17 protein-coding genes are annotated in these 18,437 nt (G+C 71.9%); 6 read left to right on the top strand and 11 right to left on the bottom strand.

Translation table 11 applies throughout. From position 1 onward, the window contains the following. Nucleotides 1-25: 25 nt before the first annotated feature. Both V6U86_RS14975 and sodN read right to left on the bottom strand, forming a co-directional pair. Nucleotides 26-481 carry a GNAT family N-acetyltransferase gene (locus V6U86_RS14975; protein ID WP_442934945.1) on the bottom strand — a complete coding sequence of 152 codons (456 nt, stop codon included), beginning with the start codon at nucleotides 479-481 and terminating at the stop codon, nucleotides 26-28. Nucleotides 482-543: 62 nt separating this feature from the next. Then, nucleotides 544-948 (bottom strand): superoxide dismutase, Ni, encoded by a 405-nt coding sequence (sodN, locus tag V6U86_RS14970; RefSeq protein WP_124776233.1) that lies wholly within the window; start codon nucleotides 946-948, stop codon nucleotides 544-546. Nucleotides 949-1,032: 84 nt separating this feature from the next. Here sodN and V6U86_RS14965 point away from each other — a divergent pair, with 84 nt between their 5' ends. The 3 genes from V6U86_RS14965 to V6U86_RS14955 all read left to right on the top strand — a co-directional run bounded on the left by V6U86_RS14965 (nucleotide 1,033) and on the right by V6U86_RS14955 (nucleotide 3,705). Continuing rightward, the gene (locus V6U86_RS14965; RefSeq protein ID WP_334503427.1) at nucleotides 1,033-1,383 is read left to right on the top strand and encodes a S24/S26 family peptidase; all 351 of its coding nucleotides are present in this window, start codon (nucleotides 1,033-1,035) and stop codon (nucleotides 1,381-1,383) included. A gap of 143 nt (nucleotides 1,384-1,526) precedes the next feature. Next, nucleotides 1,527-2,705, top strand: a complete 1,179-nt coding sequence (locus tag V6U86_RS14960) for an NAD(P)-dependent malic enzyme (RefSeq protein ID WP_334503425.1) — start codon at nucleotides 1,527-1,529, stop codon at nucleotides 2,703-2,705. A 37-nt stretch (nucleotides 2,706-2,742) separates the two neighbouring features. After that, nucleotides 2,743-3,705 carry a zinc-binding dehydrogenase gene (locus tag V6U86_RS14955; RefSeq protein WP_334503423.1) on the top strand — a complete coding sequence of 321 codons (963 nt, stop codon included), beginning with the start codon at nucleotides 2,743-2,745 and terminating at the stop codon, nucleotides 3,703-3,705. Between the two features lie 175 nt (nucleotides 3,706-3,880). Here V6U86_RS14955 and V6U86_RS14950 read toward each other — a convergent pair whose 3' ends face one another. Then, nucleotides 3,881-4,846, bottom strand: coding sequence for an alpha/beta hydrolase family protein (locus tag V6U86_RS14950; protein ID WP_334503421.1), 966 nt, complete (start codon nucleotides 4,844-4,846; stop codon nucleotides 3,881-3,883). A 49-nt stretch (nucleotides 4,847-4,895) separates the two neighbouring features. Next, nucleotides 4,896-5,792, bottom strand: a complete 897-nt coding sequence (locus V6U86_RS14945; protein WP_334503419.1) for an alpha/beta hydrolase family protein — start codon at nucleotides 5,790-5,792, stop codon at nucleotides 4,896-4,898. A 158-nt stretch (nucleotides 5,793-5,950) separates the two neighbouring features. Here V6U86_RS14945 and V6U86_RS14940 point away from each other — a divergent pair, with 158 nt between their 5' ends. Next, nucleotides 5,951-6,124, top strand: a complete 174-nt coding sequence (locus V6U86_RS14940) for a hypothetical protein (protein ID WP_279519143.1) — start codon at nucleotides 5,951-5,953, stop codon at nucleotides 6,122-6,124. A 61-nt stretch (nucleotides 6,125-6,185) separates the two neighbouring features. On the opposite strand, the gene V6U86_RS14935 is transcribed toward V6U86_RS14940, so the two are convergent. From V6U86_RS14935 to V6U86_RS14905, 7 genes are all read right to left on the bottom strand, one after another. After that, complete coding sequence (locus V6U86_RS14935; RefSeq protein ID WP_334503413.1) at nucleotides 6,186-7,301, bottom strand: acetate/propionate family kinase; 1,116 nt, start codon at nucleotides 7,299-7,301, stop codon at nucleotides 6,186-6,188. Continuing rightward, nucleotides 7,298-9,367 carry a phosphate acetyltransferase gene (gene pta / locus V6U86_RS14930; protein WP_334503410.1) on the bottom strand — a complete coding sequence of 690 codons (2,070 nt, stop codon included), beginning with the start codon at nucleotides 9,365-9,367 and terminating at the stop codon, nucleotides 7,298-7,300. The genes V6U86_RS14935 and pta overlap by 4 nt, the downstream gene beginning before the upstream one ends. A gap of 179 nt (nucleotides 9,368-9,546) precedes the next feature. Continuing rightward, nucleotides 9,547-9,732, bottom strand: a complete 186-nt coding sequence (locus V6U86_RS14925; RefSeq protein ID WP_334503408.1) for a DUF6104 family protein — start codon at nucleotides 9,730-9,732, stop codon at nucleotides 9,547-9,549. Nucleotides 9,733-9,870: 138 nt separating this feature from the next. Beyond that, nucleotides 9,871-13,644, bottom strand: coding sequence for a multifunctional oxoglutarate decarboxylase/oxoglutarate dehydrogenase thiamine pyrophosphate-binding subunit/dihydrolipoyllysine-residue succinyltransferase subunit (locus V6U86_RS14920; protein ID WP_334503406.1), 3,774 nt, complete (start codon nucleotides 13,642-13,644; stop codon nucleotides 9,871-9,873). 286 nt (nucleotides 13,645-13,930) lie between these two features. Beyond that, nucleotides 13,931-14,743, bottom strand: a complete 813-nt coding sequence (locus V6U86_RS14915) for an ABC transporter permease (RefSeq protein WP_334503404.1) — start codon at nucleotides 14,741-14,743, stop codon at nucleotides 13,931-13,933. Then, nucleotides 14,740-15,675: an ABC transporter ATP-binding protein gene (locus V6U86_RS14910; RefSeq protein WP_334503402.1), complete on the bottom strand. Its 936-nt coding sequence runs from the start codon at nucleotides 15,673-15,675 to the stop codon at nucleotides 14,740-14,742. The genes V6U86_RS14915 and V6U86_RS14910 overlap by 4 nt, the downstream gene beginning before the upstream one ends. Before the next feature lie 141 nt (nucleotides 15,676-15,816). Further along, nucleotides 15,817-16,464 (bottom strand): hypothetical protein, encoded by a 648-nt coding sequence (locus tag V6U86_RS14905; RefSeq protein ID WP_334503400.1) that lies wholly within the window; start codon nucleotides 16,462-16,464, stop codon nucleotides 15,817-15,819. Nucleotides 16,465-16,614: 150 nt separating this feature from the next. On the opposite strand from V6U86_RS14905, the gene V6U86_RS14900 reads away from it, so the two are divergent. Together V6U86_RS14900 and V6U86_RS14895 are read left to right on the top strand one after the other, a co-directional pair. After that, entirely contained in the window at nucleotides 16,615-17,391 is a 777-nt protein-coding gene (locus tag V6U86_RS14900; protein ID WP_334503398.1) for a GNAT family N-acetyltransferase, read from the top strand. Next, nucleotides 17,388-18,326, top strand: a complete 939-nt coding sequence (locus V6U86_RS14895) for a lysophospholipid acyltransferase family protein (protein WP_334503396.1) — start codon at nucleotides 17,388-17,390, stop codon at nucleotides 18,324-18,326. Before V6U86_RS14900 ends, V6U86_RS14895 begins: the two co-directional genes overlap by 4 nt. The last annotated feature ends 111 nt before the right edge of the window (nucleotides 18,327-18,437 follow it).

The raw sequence follows: 18,437 nt of genomic DNA, 5'->3' as shown, positions 1-18,437 counted from the left end.
CCCCCCGGTCGGGGACTCTACCCGGTCAGTCGCCCGTACGCGTGCCGGCAGTGGTGGCGTGCTCGGCCAGCTGGTGGAGCGCATCGCCGGTGAGCCGATAGGGAACCCACTCGCTCATCTGCTTCGCGCCGATCGAGGCGTAGAAACCGGCGGCCGGGTTCCAGTCGATCATCCACCACTCCAGCCGCTGGTAGCCGCGTCGTACGCAGAGGTCGGCCAGCGTGGCGAGCAGCAGTCGACCCGCGCCGGTGCCCCGGGCCGCCGGGCGGACGTAGAGATCCTCCAGGTAGATGCCGTGCACGCCGGCCCAGGTGGAGAAGTTGAGGAACCACAGCGCGAAGCCGACCGGCTCGTCGTACTCGTTGACCGCGACGTGACCGAAGAGCGCCGGAGCCGGAGTGAACAGGGCCGAGGTCAGCTGCTCGGTGGTGAGGTGGCACTGCTCCGGGGCGCGTTCGTACTCGGCCAACTCGTGCACCATGGCGACGACGGCCGGCACGTCCTCAGGACGTGCCGGCCGAACCGTCGGGATGACCGGAGTGGTCACGCCTTCTTGGTCTCCCAGAAGATCTTCGAGATCTCGTCGATCTTCGCGAGCAGCTTGTCGGCGGTGGCCGGGTCGAGGCTGCCCTTGACGCCACCGGCGCCAGCGAGCTTGGTGGCCTCGTTGAACAGGCCGTGCAGGTTCGGGTACTTCTCGAAGTGCGGCGGCTTGAAGTAGTCGGTCCAGAGCACCCACAGGTGGTGCTTGACCAGCTCGGCGCGCTGCTCCTTGATGATGACGGCCCGGGTGCGGAACTCCGGGTCGGTGTTCGACTGGTACTTCTCGCAGATCATTTTGACCGACTCGGCCTCGATCCGGGCCTGAGCCGGGTCGTAGACGCCGCACGGTAGGTCGCAGTGAGCGCTCGCGGTGACGCGGGGCGCAAGGATGCGCGGAAGTCGCATCAGGGTCCTCCATGGGAAGTTTGCGATGATCAAAGGCGACATTACTCCTGGGGATGCTCCCCGAACCGGGTGGAGGTGAAACCAGTGGCCGCCGATCACCCGGCTGAGGCGCCTCGGTTGCGGAGGCCGCTGACCGCCGTTCTGGTCACCGGCCCGTCCATGGCCCCGACGCTGCGGCACGGCGACGCGGTGCTGGTTCGCCCCGGTGGCCGCCCGATCCGAGCCGGCGACGTGGTGGTCGCGGTCTTCCGGGCCCGGCCCGATCTGCTGGTGGTGAAGCGTGCGGTACGGCCGCAGGACGGTGGCTGGTGGCTGCGTGGCGACAACGACCTGATCACCGACGACTCCCGCGCGTACGGGGTGGCCGACGTGCGCGGACGGGTGGTGGCCCGCTACTGGCCGCGCCCAGGACGGGTGCCTCGTCGTCAGATATGACCCTGCTCACATCCCGGGGGTGGTGTCGACACTATGCTCGGAAAGTGCCCGGGTGACCCCCCGCACCGCGTGCCACCGCTCGCCGCCCACCTCCGGCGAGGTCGCCGCCTCACATCTGCTCGACAGATCCTGGAGTCACCACCATGTCTTCGTCCACCGTGGACCCCGCTGATCCCGTCTTCCAGCTGCACCGGGGCGGCAAGATGGCCGTCACCTCGACCGTGCCGCTCACCAGCCGGGAGGACCTCTCCCTGGCGTACACCCCGGGGGTGGCCCGGGTGTGTGAGGCGATCGCCGCCGACCCCGCCCTGGTTGACGACTACACCTGGGTGTCGCACACGGTCGCGGTGGTCACCGACGGCTCGGCGGTGCTCGGGCTGGGCAACATCGGCCCCCGGGCCGCGCTGCCGGTGATGGAGGGCAAGGCGGTGCTGTTCAAGCAGTTCGCCGGGGTGGACGCGGTGCCGGTGTGCCTGGACACCCAGGACGTGGACGAGATCGTCGCGGTGGTGCGGGCGTTGGCACCCTCGTTCGGTGGGATCAACCTGGAGGACATCAGCGCCCCGCGCTGCTTCGAGATCGAGCGTCGACTCGACGAGGCGTTGGACATTCCGGTCTTCCACGACGACCAGCACGGCACGGCGATCGTGGTGCTCGCCGCGCTGCGCAACGCCGCTACGTTGCTCGATCGCAAGCTCGGTGACCTGCGGGTGGCGGTGAGCGGCGCGGGCGCGGCCGGGGTGGCCGTGACGAAGATGCTGATCGCCGGCGGCGTCAACCCCGACCAGGTGGTGGTCTGTGACTCCAAGGGGATCATCGGCCGGCACCGCACCGAGCTGACCGGCACCAAGGCCGAGCTGGCGGCGAGCACCAACGCCGACGGCCGCCACGGCGACATCACCGAGGCGCTGCGCGACGCGGACGTGCTGGTCGGGGTCTCCGGTGGGCAGATCCCCGAGGCGGCGGTGGCGCAGATGGCGCCCGGCGGGATCGTGTTCGCGTTGGCCAACCCCACCCCCGAGGTGCACCCCGAGGTGGCCGCCCGGCACGTCGCGGTGGTCGCCACCGGGCGCAGCGACTACCCCAACCAGATCAACAACGTGCTGGCCTTCCCCGGGGTGTTCCGCGGCGCCCTGGATGCCGGCGCCACCCGGATCACCGAGGCGATGAAGGTCGCCGCCGCGGACGCCATCGCCGGTGTGGTGGCCGAGTCGTTGACCGCCGACGCGATCGTGCCGTCCCCGCTCGACCCGCGTGTCGCGCCGGCCGTGGCCGAGGCGGTCGCCGAAGCGGCCCGCCGCGACGGCGTAGCCCGCCGCTAGCGCGCACGCCTTCTTAACGAGCGCTCAGCTTGTTACGGTGCCGATCATGCGTGCTGCCTTTGCCTCCCGTTTCGACGACGCCGACCCGCTCGCCGCGCTCACCGTCGGCGAGCGGCCCGAGCCGACCCCACCGGCCGACGACTGGGTGACCGTGCAGGTGCGGGCCACCTCGCTCAACCACCACGATCTCTGGTCGCTGCGCGGGGTGGGCCTCACCGAGGCCCAGCTGCCGATGATCCTCGGCTGCGACGCGGTCGGGCTGGACCCGGAGGGCAACCCGGTGGTCGTGTACCCGGTGGTCGTCACCCCGGGCGACCCGCGCGGGGTTTCCATCCTCTCCGAGCACTTTTCCGGGACGCTCGCCGAGCGGGTGGTCGTACCCCGGTCGAATCTGATCCCGCTGCCCGACGGCATGGCGGCGACCGACGCGGCGTGCCTGCCCACGGCCTGGCTGACCGCGTGGCGGATGCTGACCACCAAGGGCCGCGTCGCGGACGCCGACAGCGTGCTGGTCCAGGGCGCGGGCGGTGGCGTGGCCACCGCGGCGGTCGCGCTCGCCGTCGCGATGGGCAAGCGGGTGTACGCGACCAGCCGCGACGCCGGCAAACGGGACCGGATCTCGGCCCTCGGCGCCACCGCCTTCAAGCCCGGTGCCCGGCTGCCGGAACGGGTCGACGTGGTGATCGAGACGGTCGGTGCGGCCACCTTCGACCACTCGCTGAAGTCGGCCGCGCCGATGGCCCGGATCGTGGTCTCCGGGGCGACCGCCGGGCACGAGCCGTCGGTCAACCTGCGTCGGGTCTTCGCCATGCAGCTGGAGATCCTGGGCACCTCGATGGGCACGCCCGGTGAGCTGTACGAGCTGTTGGCGTTCTGCTCCGACAACGAGGTGCGCCCGGTGGTGGACAGCGTCATCCCGTTCAGCCGGGCCGAGGAGGCCTTCGCCCGACTGCACTCCGGCGACGCCTTCGGCAAGGTCGTCATCGACCACACCGCCTGACGCGCCCCACGCCGCGCGCGCCCACCCCGCGCGCGCCCACCCCAAGATCGCGCCCCGCGCCGCGCGCGCCCACCCCAAGATCGCGCAACATCATGGAAATAGTGGTCTCCGCGTTGTGGGAGGCCACTATTTCCTGGTTGAAGCGCGATCTTGAGCGGTCCGAGCGGGCGGGACCTCAGAGGTGGTCGTCGAAGGTGGCGATGTCGCCGCGCGTCGCGTCGGTGGGGATGCGCTTCTTGGCGTCCGCGTCGCCGTAGAGCGACCAGCGCAGGAACTCGACCGACGTGTCCGACACGACCCGCAACGTCGCGCCGTCGCTGAGCAGCGCCCGCCCGTGGTCACCCTTGGGCAGGCTCAGCATCGCCTTCGGCCAGGGCACCTTGTCGTACGCGGCCTTGCCCGCCGCGTACTCGACCACCTCGTCCAACTCGCCGTGCACGAACAACTGCGGGGCGGCCGCGCCGGCGAACGCGGTGCCCACACCGAGCGCCGTGCCGGCGAACACCACACCCGCGTCCAGCCGTTCGTCCCGGCTCGCGGTGAAGAGGCCGATGGTGGTCACCCCGCCCGCCGAGTGGCCGGCCGCGGCCACCCGCTCGCCGTCCAACCGGCCGCGCAACGCGTCGCCGGCCCTGTCGTCCAACGCCAGCACCTGATCCAACGCGTACGACACGTCGGCCGGCTGGTTGAGCACGTCGAGGACGTTGTTGTCAGCGCCCCGGGAGGTGTGCGGGAACGTCGGCGCGGCCACCACGAAACCGGCCGCCGCCCAGCGGGTCAGCAGCGTGGCGTAGTCGTCCGGTCGCCCACCCAGGCCGTGACTGAACATCACCACCGGGAACCGGCCGTCCGCCGCCGTCGCCGACCGCTTGGCCGCGCCGCCGGACTGCCCGGCCGCCGGGTACCAGAGCGTCGTCGGCAGCGCGCGGCCGTCCCGCTTCAGCTTCAACTGGCGTACGCCGACCGCGAAGGCGCGCTGCGGGGCCTTTCCGGCGGGCACCTGCGGTGTCGGCGTGGCGGCGGGCGGTGGTTCGACGGCCGCCTGCGGGCCCTCGGTCCTTCTGGCATCCGCTGAGCAGCCGACCAGGCCGGCCATGAGGAGAGCGCTGGCCATCAGTGCGGGTGTGACGCGACGCGACATGAATCCGATTGTGCCCTGTCCGGCGGGCGTGCTCGGCGTGCCGGGGCGATCAGTGGGCCGGGCGGGACTCGTAACGGGTCAGGGTGGGGGAGTGGGCGTCGGCGGGAAGGCGGGCACCGGCGGCCCGGTCGCCGTAGAGGGTCCAGCGCAGGAAGTCGGTGGTGGTGGCGAGGACCGGGGCGAATCCCGGGTGGCCCGGCGTGAGGTACGCGCCGTGGTCCTGGCCGAGCAGGCTGAGGAACGCGGCCGGCCCGGGGGTGCGCACGTACGCGGCCCGGCCGACAGTCACCGGCACCACCGGATCGGCGGTGCCGTGCACGAAGAGCACCGGTGCGGGCGACCCGGCGAAGCTGCCCGGCAACCCGCCACCGGCGATCACGATCCCGGCCCGCAACCGGGCTGGGTGGCCCTCGCTGAACATGCCGGAGGTGGTGAAGCCGCCCGCCGAATGCCCGGCGGCGGCGACCGACGTCAGGTCGAGGTGCCCGGCGAGGGGGTCGACCCGGCTCCGGTCGAGGCCGCTCAGATATCGGATCAGCCGCCAGGCGTCGGCCGGCTGGTGGCGTACGTCCGCCCGGGTGAAGTGCGCGGCACCCTGTCGGGTGTGCGGGTACGCGGGCGCGGCCACCACGAAGCCGGCCGCCGCCCAACGCGTGGTCAGGCCGGCGTGCAGCTCGGGCAGGCTGCCCAGCCCGTGGCTGTAGATCACCACCGGGAACCGCCCGGCCGCCACCTGATCGGTCGACGCCGGGTACCAGATCGTCACCGGCAGGGGGCGCGCCGAGTGTGGATCGAGGGTGAGCGTACGCACGCCGACGGCGTACGACCCCTCGGGCGCTCGACGCTCCGGCAGTGGCCCGGTGGCCGCGCCGGCCACCGCCGTGACCGGCGCACAGCCGGCCAGCAGCGTTGTCACCAGTACGGCCAGTAGCCGCCCCGCCCCCATCGTTCCACGGTAGGTGCCCGGGCGGGCGTAGCAGCCCCGCCGTCCGGCTCGGGTACACCCGCCACCCGGTCGGGTCACCTCCGCCGGCCGGGTCCACCCTCCCCGGCGCCGAGGGCCGGGGACGGTGCCGCGTGACCAGCTTCGCTAGGGTCACCGACATGCCTGAGAACTACACGGACCCCAGCGGCAACACCGAGGCGTTCCGCGCCTTCACCCAGACGCCGGAGGCTGCGGCGCCGGCGGAGGCCCCGTCCCGCCTGCCGCTCATCATCGGCGCGGCAGTGGTCGTCGTGGTGCTGGTGGCACTCGTCGCCTGGTTGGCCACCGGCTGATCGGGTTTCATCGACTCGCGCGCACCCTCGGGCCTCCCCGAGGGTGCGCGACTGGTTGGCCTCAGGCCGCCCCGACCACATCCCTGGTCTGCCGGGCGATCTCCCGCTCCTCGTCGGTGTGGATGACGCAGACGCTCACCTCGGCGCCGTCGGGCGAGATCACCCGGTCGCCCTCGCCGTCGTTGCGGGCGTCGTCCACGGTGATGCCGAGCCGTTCCAGGCCGGCCAGCGCGGCGGCCCGCACCGGCGCGGCGTGCTCGCCGACCCCGGCGGTGAAGGTGATCGCGTCGACCCGGCCGAGCAGTGCGTAGTACGCCCCGACGTAGCCGGTGATGCGCCGGCAGTACACCTCGAAGGCCAGCGTCGCCGCCCGATCACCGGCCGCCCGGCGTTCCAGCACCTCGCGCATGTCGTTGACGCCGGTCAGCCCGAGCAGGCCACTGCGGTGGTTGAGTAGGTCGTCGATGTCGTCCACCGACAACCCGCCCTCCCGGCGCAGGTGGAAGATCACGGTCGGGTCGATGTCGCCACTGCGGGTGCCCATCACCAGCCCCTGCAACGGGGACATGCCCATCGAGGTGGCGACGCTGCGACCGTTCGCCACCGCGCAGGCGCTGGCCCCGTTGCCCAGGTGCAGGGTGATCGTGTTGACCTGCTCGTACGGGCGGCCCAGCAGCTCGGCGGTGCGGCGGGACACGTACGCGTGCGAGGTGCCGTGGAAACCGTACCGGCGGATGTCGTACCGCTCGGCGGTGTCCCGGTCGATCGCGTACGTCGCGGCGGCCTCCGGCAGGGTGTGGTGGAACGCGGTGTCGAAGACGGCGACCTGCGGGATGTCCGGCAGCGCCGCGCGGGCCACCTCGATGCCGGCCAGGTTGGCCGGGTTGTGCAGCGGGGCGAGCGGCACCAGATCCCTGATCGCGGCCAGCACCGCGTCGTCGACCAGCACCGGTGCGCTGAACGTCCGGCCGCCGTGCACCACCCGGTGCCCGACCGCGGCCAGCCCGGTGAGGTCCAGCCCGGCCAGGATCTGCCGGACCGCGTCGGTGTGGTCCTTCGGGCCGCCGCCGGGCTCACCGATCCGCTCGACGGTGCCGTGGTCGAGCGCCCGGTCACCGTCGTAGCGGCGCCACTTCACCGACGACGATCCGCAGTTGAGCACCAGCACCCGACTCACGACGCCTCCTCGCTGGCCGCCTGGATGGCGGTGATCGCCACCGTGTTGACGATGTCCGGCACTCCCGCGCCCCGGGACAGGTCGTTCACCGGTCGGCGCAGGCCCTGCATGACCGGGCCGACGGCGACCGCCCCGGCGGAGCGCTGCACCGCCTTGTACGTGTTGTTGCCGGTGTTCAGGTCCGGGAAGATGAAGACCGTGGCGTGGCCGGCGACCGGGCTGCCCGGCAGCTTCGTCGCCGCCACCGCCGGGTCGATCGCCGCGTCGTACTGGATGGGCCCCTCGACCAGCAGGTCGGGCCGGCGCTCCCGGACCAGCGCGGTGGCCGCGGCGACCTTCTCCACGTCCGCGCCGGCGCCGGAGCTGCCGGTGGAGTACGACAGCATGGCCACCCGCGGTTCGATGCCGAACCGGGCGGCGGTGTCGGCCGACGAGATCGCGATGTCGGCGAGCTGGGCCGCGTCCGGGTCGCGATTGACCGCGCAGTCGCCGTAGACCAGCACCCGGTCGGCGAGCAGCATGAAGAAGACGCTGGAGGCCACCGAGACGTCCGGCAGCGTACGGATGATCTCGAACGCCGGTCTGATGGTCGCGGCGGTGGTGTGTGTCGCGCCGGAGACCATGCCGTCAGCGCGGCCGGTGGCCACCATCAGGGTGCCGAAGTAGTTGGGCTGCGCCACGATGTCGTGCGCCAACTCGGCGGTGACGCCGCGGTGGGCGCGCAGCCGGGCGTACTCGGCGGCGAAGTCGTCACGCCACCCGCTGGTGTCCGGGTCGACCAGGTGCGCGTCGCCGAGGTCGATGCCCAGCTCCCGGGTGCGCCGGGCGATGTCGTCCGGCCGGCCGAGCAGGGTCAGCTCGGCCACTCCACGGCGCAGCAGGATCTCCGCCGCGCGCAGGATCCGCTCGTCGCTGCCCTCCGGCAGCACGAGGTGCCGGGGCTTCGAGCGGGCCCGGTCGATCAGCTCGTTCTCGAACATCAACGGGGTGACCCGCGTCGACCGGCTGACCCGCAGCCGACGGGCCAGGTCGTCGGTGTCCACACAGCGCTCGAACGCGCCGAGCGCGGCCTCCACCTTGCGGGGATTGGCCGCGCTGGGCCGGCCTTCGATGCGACTGGACGCGGCCACCGTGTCGTAGCTGTCGCTGCGCACGGAGAGCACCGCCAACCCGGTGTTGAGCCCCTCCACCAGCCGCATCACCCGGGGGTCGGGCTGCTCGCCGAGGGTGAGCACCAGCCCGGCCACCGACACCTGCCCGGCCACGTGCGCGGCGCTCGCGGCGACGAGCAGGTCGGCCCGGTCCCCAGGAGTGATCACCAGGGCGCCCTCGGTGAGGTGGCCCAGCAGGGTCGGCACATGCGCCGCGCCGACCACGAAATCCAGCACGTCCCGACCGAGCGCGGCGTCGTCCCCCGCCAGCAGGGTGGCGCCGAGCGCCGCCGCCACCTCGGCCACCGTCGGCGCCGACACGCTCGGCACCTCCGGGATGGCGTACGCGGGCACCGGCAGCTCGGGCAGCGTCATCGGCTCGGTCACCCGGTTGGCGATCACCGCGAGCACCGTCGCGCCCAGGTCAGCCAGATCGTGGTACGCCCCCCGCATGGCCGACGCGACGGCCGCCGGCTCCTGCTCGAAGCCGTCCACCACCGGCACCACCACGCTGCCGAACTCGGTGGCCAGTCGGGCGTTGAAGGCCAGTTCGCGGGGGCGGGCCGGGTCGCCCGGGTCGTCGAAGTCGCTGCCCACCACGACCACCGCCGGGCACTGCCGCTCCACCGCCCGGTAGCGCTCGACGATCGCGGAGATGAGCTGCTCCCGTCGGCCTTCGGCAACCAGGGCGGCAGCCTCGGCGTAGCTCGCCCCGGCCAGCTCGGCCAGCGGCACCTCGACCCGGTAGCGCTCGCTGAGCAGGGCGAGGATCGGGTCCTGCCCGGTGTCGGCGACCAGTGGCCGGAACACGCCGATCCGCCCGACCTGGCGGGACAGCAACTCCGCCAACCCGAGGGCGATCGTCGACTTGCCCCCGCCAGACCCCACGCTGGTGAGGTAAACACTCCGTGCCACAGCCCCACCCTAAAAGATCGCCACCCTCCACACCCCAACCCCCAACCCCCGCGCCCAGCCCCTTCGCCCCGGTGATCATGGAGTTATAGCTCGACACGCCGACGACACGCGCGCATAACTTCATGATCAACGCGCGGGGGGTGTGGGGGGTGGGGGGTGGTGGGGGTGGGTGGGTGGGGTTAGGCGTCGTCGTCGTCGGGGTCGTCTAGGCGGGCCAGGTAGGTGGCCAGGCGTTCGATGGGGGTTTCGAAGTCGGGGTTGAGGTCGACGAAGTCGCGCAGACGCTCGCCGAGCCACTCCAGGGTCACCTGGTCTTCGCCCCGGCGTTCGACCAACTCCTCGATGCCACGGTCGGTGAAGTACATGGGTACGTCCTCGTGCTCGGCCCGGCTCGGACCGGGCGAATGGTGGGTGGGTGGTGAAACCCGACCGGCGGGACCTACGAGAGCCGGGGCAGGACCGTGGTGAAACGGCCCTGCCCCGGCTGCCGTGCTCAGGTCAGGTCACGGGCGGGGGAGAGCCGCCTCGATCAGCGCGTTCTGCTCGACCTCGTGGGTCTTGGCCGAGCCGACCGCCGGGGCGGCCGCAGCCGGGCGGGAGATCCGCCGCAGCCGCACGTCCGTGAGGTGCTCCAGCAGGTTGAGCGCGACGAACGACCAGCCACCCTGGTTGGCCGGCTCCTCCTGCACCCAGGCGAAGTCCTCCGCGTTCGGGAACTGCGCCAGGGCGGCCCGGATCTCCTCCACCGGCAGCGGGTACAGCTGCTCAAGCCGGAGGATGGCGGTGTCGGTGACGCCGCGCTCCTGCCGGGCCTGGAACAGGTCGTAGTAGACCTTGCCGGAGCAGAGCAGCACCCGCTTCACCGCCTCCGGTGCCGGGGCGGCCGTGTCGCGCAGCACCGGCTGGAACGTGCCGGTGGTGAAGTCCTCCACCGACGAGACGCAGAGCTTGTGCCGCAGCAGCGACTTCGGCGTGAACACCACCAGCGGCTTGCGCTTGGGCGACAGGGCCTGGCGGCGCAGCAGGTGGAAGTAGTTCGCCGGGGTGGTCGGGATGGACACCCGCATGTTGTCCTCGGCGCACATCTGCAGGAACCGCTCCGGCCGGCCGGAGGTGTGGTCCGGGCCCTGACCCTCGTGGCCGTGCGGCAGCAGCAGGGTGATGGCGGAACGCTGGCCCCACTTCACCTCACCGGACGAGATGAACTCGTCGATCACCGACTGGGCGCCGTTGACGAAGTCGCCGAACTGGGCCTCCCAGGCGACGAGGGCGTTGATGTTCTCCACCGAGTAGCCGTACTCGAAGCCCATCGCCGCGTACTCGCTGAGCAGCGAGTCGTGCACGAAGAACCGGGAGCGGTCGCCGTCGCTGGTGAGCGACTTCAGCGGCAGGTAGTCGTCGCCGGTGCGGGAGTCGACCACCGAGGCGTGCCGCTGGACGAACGTGCCGCGTCGCGAGTCCTGCCCGGCGAGCCGGACGGTGACCCCGTCGTGCAGCAGCGCCCCGAGCGCGATGATCTCGCCGAAGCCCCAGTCGATGTTGCCCTCGACGGACATCTTGGCCCGCCGGTCCAGCAGCTGCTGGATCCGCTTGTGCGGGGTGAAGCCCTCCGGCAGGTTGATGTGCGCCTCGCCGATGGCCTTGACCACGGACGCGTCGGTGGCGGTGTCGACCTGCGGCTCCGGCTCCTCCTCGCGGCGCGGCCGGTTGAGCTGGCGCGGTGCGGCGGCGGCGTCCCGGGTGGCCTTGAAGACCTTCTCCAGCTGCGCCTGGTAGTCGCGCAGCAGCTCCTCCGCGTCCTCCACGGTGATGTCGCCGCGACCGATCAGCTCCTCGGTGTAGAGCTTGCGGACCGAGCGCTTCGAGTCAATGATCTTGTACATCTGAGGGTTGGACATCGACGGGTCGTCGCCCTCGTTGTGCCCGCGCCGGCGGTAGCAGACCATGTCGATCACGACGTCCTTGTTGAACGTCTGCCGGTATTCGAACGCCAGCCGGGCAACTCGGACCACGGCCTCCGGGTCGTCGCCGTTGACGTGGAAGATCGGCGCCTGGATCATCCGGGCCACGTCCGTGCTGTAGAGGCTGGACCGGCTGTATTCCGGGGCGGTGGTGAAGCCGACCTGGTTGTTGACCACCACGTGCACGGTGCCGCCGGTGCGGTAGCCGCGCAGCTGCGACAGGTTGAGCGTCTCGGCGACCACGCCCTGCCCGGCGAACGCGGCGTCACCGTGCACCGCCAGCGGCAGCACGGTGTAGCCCTCCAGCTTGAGGTCTATCCGGTCCTGCTTGGCCCGGACGATGCCCTCCAGCACCGGGTCGACGGCCTCCAGGTGCGACGGGTTGGCCACCACCGACACCTTGACCGCGTGCTCGCCGTCGGGAGTGGTGAACTTGCCGTTCTGACCCAGGTGGTACTTCACGTCGCCGGAGCCCTGCGTGGAGCGCGGGTCCAGGTGGCCCTCGAACTCGGAGAAGATCTTCTCGTACGGCTTGCCGACGATGTTGGCCAGCACGTTGAGCCGACCCCGGTGGGCCATGCCGATGACGACCTCGTCCAGCCCGTTCTCGGCGGAGGACTCCAGGACCTCACCGAGCAGCGGGATCAGCGACTCGCCGCCCTCCAGCGAGAAGCGCTTCTGGCCGACGTACTTCGTCTGGAGGAAGGTCTCGAACGCCTCGGCGGCGTTGAGCCGGTTGAGCACGTGCTTCTGCTCGTCGGCGGACGGCTTCTCGTACTTGCGCTCGATCCGTTCCTGGACCCAGCGCCGCTCCTCCGGATCCTGGATGTGCATGTACTCGATGCCGACCCGGCGGCAGTACGAGTCGCGCAGCACGCCGAGGATCTCGCGCAGCTTCATCCGCTGCCGGCCGGCGAAGCCGTTGACCGGGAACTCGCGGTCGAGGTCCCACAGGGTGAGCCCGTGCTGGAGGACGTCCAGGTCGGGGTGCTTGCGGATCGTGAATTCCAGCGGGTCGGTGTCGGCCATCAGGTGACCGCGCACCCGGTACGCGTGGATCAGCTCGTGCACCCGGGCGGTCTTGTTGATCTGACCCTCGGAGTTGACCGCCACGTCGCGCATCCACCGCACCGGCTCGTACGGGATGCGCAGCGAGGTGAAGATCTCGTCGTAGAAGCCGTGCTCGCCCAGGATCAGCTCGTGCATCACCTTGAGGAACTCGCCGGACTGCGCGCCCTGGATGATCCGGTGGTCGTACGTGCTGGTCAGCGTGATGATCTTGCTGACTGCCAGCTCGGCCAGGGTGGCCTCGGACATCCCCTGGTAGGGGGCCGGGTATTCCATAGCGCCGACGCCGATGATCGCGCTCTGCCCCTGCATGAGCCGCGGCATCGAGTGCACGGTGCCGATGCCGCCCGGGTTGGTCAGCGAGATCGTGGTGCCGGAGTAGTCCTCCATGGTCAGCTCGTTGCGCCGCGCCCGTCGGACCACGTCCTCGTACGCCTGCCAGAACTGCCGGAAGTCCATCTGCTCGCAGCCCTTGATGGAGGGGACCACCAGGTTGCGGCTGCCGTCCGGCTTGGCCAGGTCGATCGCGATGCCGAGGTTGACGTGTGCCGGGCGGACCATCGCCGGCTTGCCGTTGGCCTCGGCGAAGGAGTTGTTCATCTCGGGGTGCTGGACCAGCGCGCGCACCATCGCGTAGCCGACCAGGTGGGTGAAGCTGACCTTGCCGCCCCGCCCACGGGCGAGGTGGTTGTTGATCACGATGCGGTTGTCCACCAGCAGCTTGGCCGGGACCGCGCGCACGCTGGTCGCGGTGGGCACGCTCAGCGAGGCGTCCATGTTCTGGACGATCTTCGCCGCGACGCCCCGCAACGGCGTGGTCTGCGGGCCGTCAGCGCTCGGCTCGGTGGCCTTGGCGGCCGGCTTGGCCGGGGCGGCCTTCGCCGGCGCGGCCTTGGGCGGGGCCGCAGCGGCGGGCTTGGTCGGTGCCGGCTGGGCGGCGGCCGGCTTGCTCTCGGTCGCCGGCTTGCTCGCGGCGGCCGGCTTGGCCGGGGCGCTCGGCTGGGCGACGGTGGCGGCGGGCTCCGGCTGGCCGTCCGGCTCGGGAGCGGCGGCGGGCTTGCCCGACGATTCGGCACCGCCCGGGGTGCCCGCGCCTGGTGCCGGCCGGTAGTCGGCGAAGAAGTCGTGCCAGGCCGAATCAACGCTCGATGGGTCGGCGAGGTAACGCTGATACATCTCCTCGACGATCCACTCATTCGGGCCGAAACCCGCCAGTGGGTTCTCCTGCGAAGTCTGCTGGGTCGACACGGCCGGTATTCGCCTCTTTCACGCGGGTTGTGTGGCACGCGGTGTGTCCCGTCGCACCCGATTAGGAGCACGGACTGGACAGCTCCCAGGCTACGCCGTACCGATCCCGCAGGCATTTCCGCCTCGGTCCCGTGGCCGGTTTCACAGAAGATGCCAGAAGTTCAGCAACGCCTGCGCGACCCGTGTCGAACTGGTACCCGTCCGGCCTCGCGCGGCCGGTTGCCGACCGTGGCGCCCCGACCCCGGAGCGGCGCTTGTCGTCGCCGCCCCGGGGTCGCGGACGTCGTCAGGCGATGTCGCGCCGTCGGGTGAGCAGGACTCCGACAACTCCGCTGACCACCGCGTAGCCGATCAGCACCAGGGCGCCGACCCACCAGGACGGAGTGAACTCCGAGGTGCCCTCAGCGATCATGACCTGGGAGGCCACCGCGGGCCAGACCACCTGCCACTTGAGCACCGCCTCGCTGTCGAGAACGTTCGACAGGAGCAGGAACAGCAGACCCACCACCTGGGTGCCGATCAGATAGAGCACCGCCGCCGTGATCACCGCTCCGAGCTGGTTGGTGATCAGCGTGCCGATGCCCACCCCGAGGATCGTCCAGATGGCGTAGGCAAGCAGGTTGAACAGCAGCGCCCGCTGCACCGGCCACTCACCGAGCTGGGTGCCGTAGTCGTTCGCCGACAGGAAGATCGTCCCGGCGGCCAGGTCGATCAGCGTGGTCACCAGCCAGAAGAAGAAGCCGAGCAGGCTGGCGGCGACGAGCTTGCCGACGATCACCGAGGTCCGCCGCGGGGTCGTCAGGAACGTCGTGGTCGCCGTCTGGTGGAAGAACTCGTTGGTGACCATCAGGATGCCGATGAGCATCACGAACATCAGGCCGAGGTACTGGCCCGAGGTGTAGATGTTCGCCGCCTGCGCCGCCGGTGTCGACTGCTCGGCGCTGGCACCGAACTCCGCGCCGTCGCCGCCGAGGACGGTGACGGCGTACCAGGCGTTGAACGCGAACGCCAGGGCGATCGACAGGAACGCGCCGAGGGCCAGCCACCACCAGGTGCTGGTGGTACGGATCTTGAGTAGCTCGGATCGGACCAGGTTCATCGGATGCCCGCCTTTCCGGCCGTCAGCTCCAGGAAGACCCGTTCGAGGTCGGGCCGTTCGGTGGTCAGTTCGTGCAGCTCCACCCCGGCGGCGAGGGCGGACCGGCCGACCGTCGGGGCGTCCACCCCGGCGACCAGCAGCACGCCGTGCTCGTCGACGTCCACGGTCGCCGATTGCGCCTTCAGCGCGGCGGTCAGCACCTCGGCCTGCGGGGTGCGGACCCGAACCCGGGCACCCTGGGCCATCGACCCGAGCACCTGGTCGACCGGTCCCTGCCGGACCAGCTGCCCCGCCGCGATGATCACCACGTCGTCGGCGAGCAGTTGCATCTCCGACAGCAGGTGGCTGGAGACCAGCACGGTACGGCCCTCGTGGGCGAGGTTCTTGAGGAACCCACGCATCCACCGGATGCCCTCCGGGTCCAGCCCGTTGGCCGGCTCGTCGAGGATCAACACGCGAGGGTCACCGAGCATCGCGGCGGCGATGCCGAGCCGCTGCTTCATGCCCAGCGAGTAACCCTTGAACTTGCGCTTCGCCGCCGGGGTGAGCCCGACCAGGGCCAGCGCCTCGTCGGCCCGCTGCTTGGGCAGCCCGGCCGCCGCGCAGATGACCCGCAGGTGGTTGATGCCGGTGCGGCCCTTGTGCGCGCTGGACGCCTCCAGCACCGCGCCGACGTGCCGCAGCGGGTCGGAGAGGTCGACGTAGCGCCGACCGCTGATGGTGGCCGTGCCGGCGGTCGGCGTGACCAGGTTCAGCAGCATGCGTAGCGTGGTGGTCTTACCTGCGCCGTTCGGGCCGAGGAAGCCGGTCACCCGTCCCGGTGCCACGGTGAAGGACAGGTTGTTCACCGCCCGGACGTTCTTGTACTGCTTCGACAGACCGGACACCACGATCTGACCGTCGCTGGTGGGGCTTCGCTGCCCGTCAGTCATCGTTCTCCTCCCGTGTGTGGCGTCGAGGTACGCCGTGGCACAGCGTGACCGCCCGTGGCAACAAGGTCAATCAGGCGCGGTCCGTACTTTCGCCTCCGTCGCGGGGTGGAGGTGACTCCTCCCTCCGGACTACGGCCGTGTTCAGCGGGCGATCCAGGTGGCCCGCGCGGCGCCGAGCAACGCGCCGTCCGGGCCGTACAGGCTGGTGTGCACGAGCGCCTTGCGCCCATCGACGCGCACCAACGCCCCGGTCACCACGCATTCGTCGCCCGGCTGGGGCAGCGCCGCGACCACGGCGGCGATCCGACCCAGCAGGTACGGGCGGCCCGGCGCGAGCACCGCCCAACCGCCGGGGCAGTCCAGCGCCGCCCAGACCGTGGCCTCGCTGACCTGCGCGGGCGCGCGGAACGGCGCAGCGGTGCGTCCATCCGGCAGTCGGCCGGGGAAGATCCGCAGCCCGTCGGCCCGCTGCGGCCCACACACGTAACAGTTGGGGAACGGATGCTCGACCAGGCCGGGGTAGCGGGCCGCGGCGGCCACCGCCGTCGCCAGGTCGACCGGGGGTACGACGGCATCGACCACCCCGGCCGGGCGCACCTCGGCCACCAACTCGCCGGCCGGGTCCCGGACCTCGCCGTCGGCCAGGGTCAGCTCGGTCTCCAGCGGTGGTGGCCGGCGCAGCGTCACCTCGACCGGCTCGCTGCCGTCCGCCCCGGTGGCGAAGATCCCCGCGCTCCAGCCGCCGTTGCCGGAACCGGCGGGCCCGTTGTACTGGGACTCGATGCGCATCGTCGACCTCCGGTGGGGCGTGCCGGCGGTCCTCGCCGGTCCGTCCCGCAGCCTCGCACGGTCGGGCGGGGAGCCATCTGCCGGCCGCCGTTCATCCTGCCGACACCAGTGGTCCCCGTGGATGGCAACCCCGGCACCTACACAGATCCCATGGCCGTTCTGCATGCCGCTGGCGCCCCTCTGACGACCAGCGGATACACCCTGCTGATCGCCGACGACCCCATCCAGGTCGCGGCCGCGCAACGCCTGCGCCACGAGGTGTTCGCCACCGAGTTGGGCGCCACCCTCCTTCCCGGCGAGGCCGGGTTGGACGTGGATCCCTTCGACGCGTACTGCGACCATCTGATCGTCCGCGAGGACAGCACCGGCGAGGTGGTCGGCACGTACCGGCTGCTGCCGCCGGGACGCACCGCTCGGCGGTACGCCGAGGACGAGTTCGATCTCACCGCGCTCGACCCGCTCCACGACGACCTGGTCGAGACCGGCCGGTCCTGTGTGCACCCGGACCACCGCTCCGGCGCCGTGATCAACCTGATGTGGGCTGGCCTCACCCGCTACCTGCACCTGCGTGGTTCCCGCTGGCTCGGCGGCTGTGCGTCGGTGCCGGTGGCCGACGGCGGGCGGACGGTCGCGGAGGTGTGGGCCCAGGCCCAGGCCCGGCACCTGTCGCCGCCGCCGCTGCGGGTCCGCCCGTTGCGGCCCTGGTTCTGCGAGGCCGCGTCCGCCGTCGGCCCGGTCCCCGCCGCGCCGGCCGGGCGGGTAGCGGTTCCGCCGCTGCTGCGTGGCTACCTCCGGCTCGGCGCGTGGATCTGCGGCGAGCCGGCGTACGACCCCGACTTCGGGTGCGCGGACTTCTACGTGCTCTTCTCCCTGGACCGGATGAACCCGCGCTACCTGCGGCACTTCCTGGGCGGGGAGCAGCGGTGACCGCCGTGCCGCGCGACCTGTGGTGGCCCTCCTCGGGTTGCGACGACGACTGCCTGCCGGCGGCCGGCGAGGTGCCCACCGTGCCGGCGGCCCGCCGGGTGCTCCGGCTGGCCGCCGCGCTCGGCATGCTGCTGGCCGGGGTCGCGGTGGTGCTGCTGTTGCCGGTGCTTCCCACCCGGGAACGGCAGGGTCTGGTCAGTGGCTGGGCGCGGGCCACCCTGCGCGCCTTCGGCGTCCGCCTGGTGGTCCGGGGTCGGCTGCCCCGGCGACGCGCGCTGCTGGTCGCCAACCACGTCTCGTGGCTGGACATCCTCGCGGTGCTGGCGGTCACGCCCACCCGGATGGTCGCGAAGCGGGAAGTCCGCTCCTGGCCGGTGGTGGGTCTACTGGCCGCGGCGGCGGGCACGGTCTTCGTGGACCGCTCCCGGCCGCTGGCGCTGCCGAGGACCGTCGGCCGGGTCGCCGACGCGCTGCGCGCCGGGCGGTCGGTGGCGGTCTTCCCGGAGGGTACGACGTGGTGCGCCGGAAACGGCGCCACCGACTGCCGCCCCGGCGGTGGTTTCCGGCCCGCCACGTTCCAGGCGGCCATCGACACGGGCAGCCCGGTGGTGCCGCTGCGGCTCACCTATCGCTGTTCGGTCACCGGGTCGACCACCACGGCCGCCGCCTTCCTCGGTGCGGACACCCTGCTGCGCTCGGTGGCACGGGTGGTGGCGGCGCGGGAGCTGGTGGTCTCGGTGACGATCGCCGGCGCGCTGCATCCGGCCCGGGACGCCGACCGACGGTTGCTGGCCCGGGCCGCCGAGTCGGCCGTACACCTGTTGCCCACGGCGAATGCCGCAGCGCGGGCCCGGCTGCGGCCGGTGCCGACGGCGCCCCCCGACGTCGCGCTGCCGATGCCGGTCACCGACCAGGAGCTAAACCTGGCAGCCTGAGCGGCAAACCCCCCCCCCCCCCCCCCCCCCCCCCCCCCCCCCCCCCCCCCCCCCCCCCCCGCGCCCCGCCCCTCCCTGGCGGCCGTGTCGCCCCCCCCCCCCGCGGCCCCC

This window comes from Micromonospora sp. CPCC 205558, from assembly GCF_036902955.1.
GTDB lineage: Bacteria > Actinomycetota > Actinomycetes > Mycobacteriales > Micromonosporaceae > Micromonospora.
The sequence above is the reverse complement of the archived record's forward strand: the minus strand, read 5'-3'. Positions and strand labels throughout refer to the sequence as shown.

Bases quoted from the DNA above. Each gene is read 5' to 3' on its own strand.
- V6U86_RS14975 (WP_442934945.1), bottom strand. From the start codon at position 481: ATGGTGCACGAGTTGGCCGAGTACGAACGCGCCCCGGAGCAGTGCCAC.
- sodN (WP_124776233.1), bottom strand. From the start codon at position 948: ATGCGACTTCCGCGCATCCTTGCGCCCCGCGTCACCGCGAGCGCTCAC.
- V6U86_RS14960 (WP_334503425.1), top strand. From the start codon at position 1,527: ATGTCTTCGTCCACCGTGGACCCCGCTGATCCCGTCTTCCAGCTGCAC.
- V6U86_RS14950 (WP_334503421.1), bottom strand. From the start codon at position 4,846: ATGTCGCGTCGCGTCACACCCGCACTGATGGCCAGCGCTCTCCTCATG.
- V6U86_RS14945 (WP_334503419.1), bottom strand. From the start codon at position 5,792: ATGGGGGCGGGGCGGCTACTGGCCGTACTGGTGACAACGCTGCTGGCC.
- V6U86_RS14940 (WP_279519143.1), top strand. From the start codon at position 5,951: ATGCCTGAGAACTACACGGACCCCAGCGGCAACACCGAGGCGTTCCGC.
- V6U86_RS14925 (WP_334503408.1), bottom strand. From the start codon at position 9,732: ATGTACTTCACCGACCGTGGCATCGAGGAGTTGGTCGAACGCCGGGGC.
- V6U86_RS14915 (WP_334503404.1), bottom strand. From the start codon at position 14,743: ATGAACCTGGTCCGATCCGAGCTACTCAAGATCCGTACCACCAGCACC.
- V6U86_RS14910 (WP_334503402.1), bottom strand. From the start codon at position 15,675: ATGACTGACGGGCAGCGAAGCCCCACCAGCGACGGTCAGATCGTGGTG.
- V6U86_RS14905 (WP_334503400.1), bottom strand. From the start codon at position 16,464: ATGCGCATCGAGTCCCAGTACAACGGGCCCGCCGGTTCCGGCAACGGC.
- V6U86_RS14900 (WP_334503398.1), top strand. From the start codon at position 16,615: ATGGCCGTTCTGCATGCCGCTGGCGCCCCTCTGACGACCAGCGGATAC.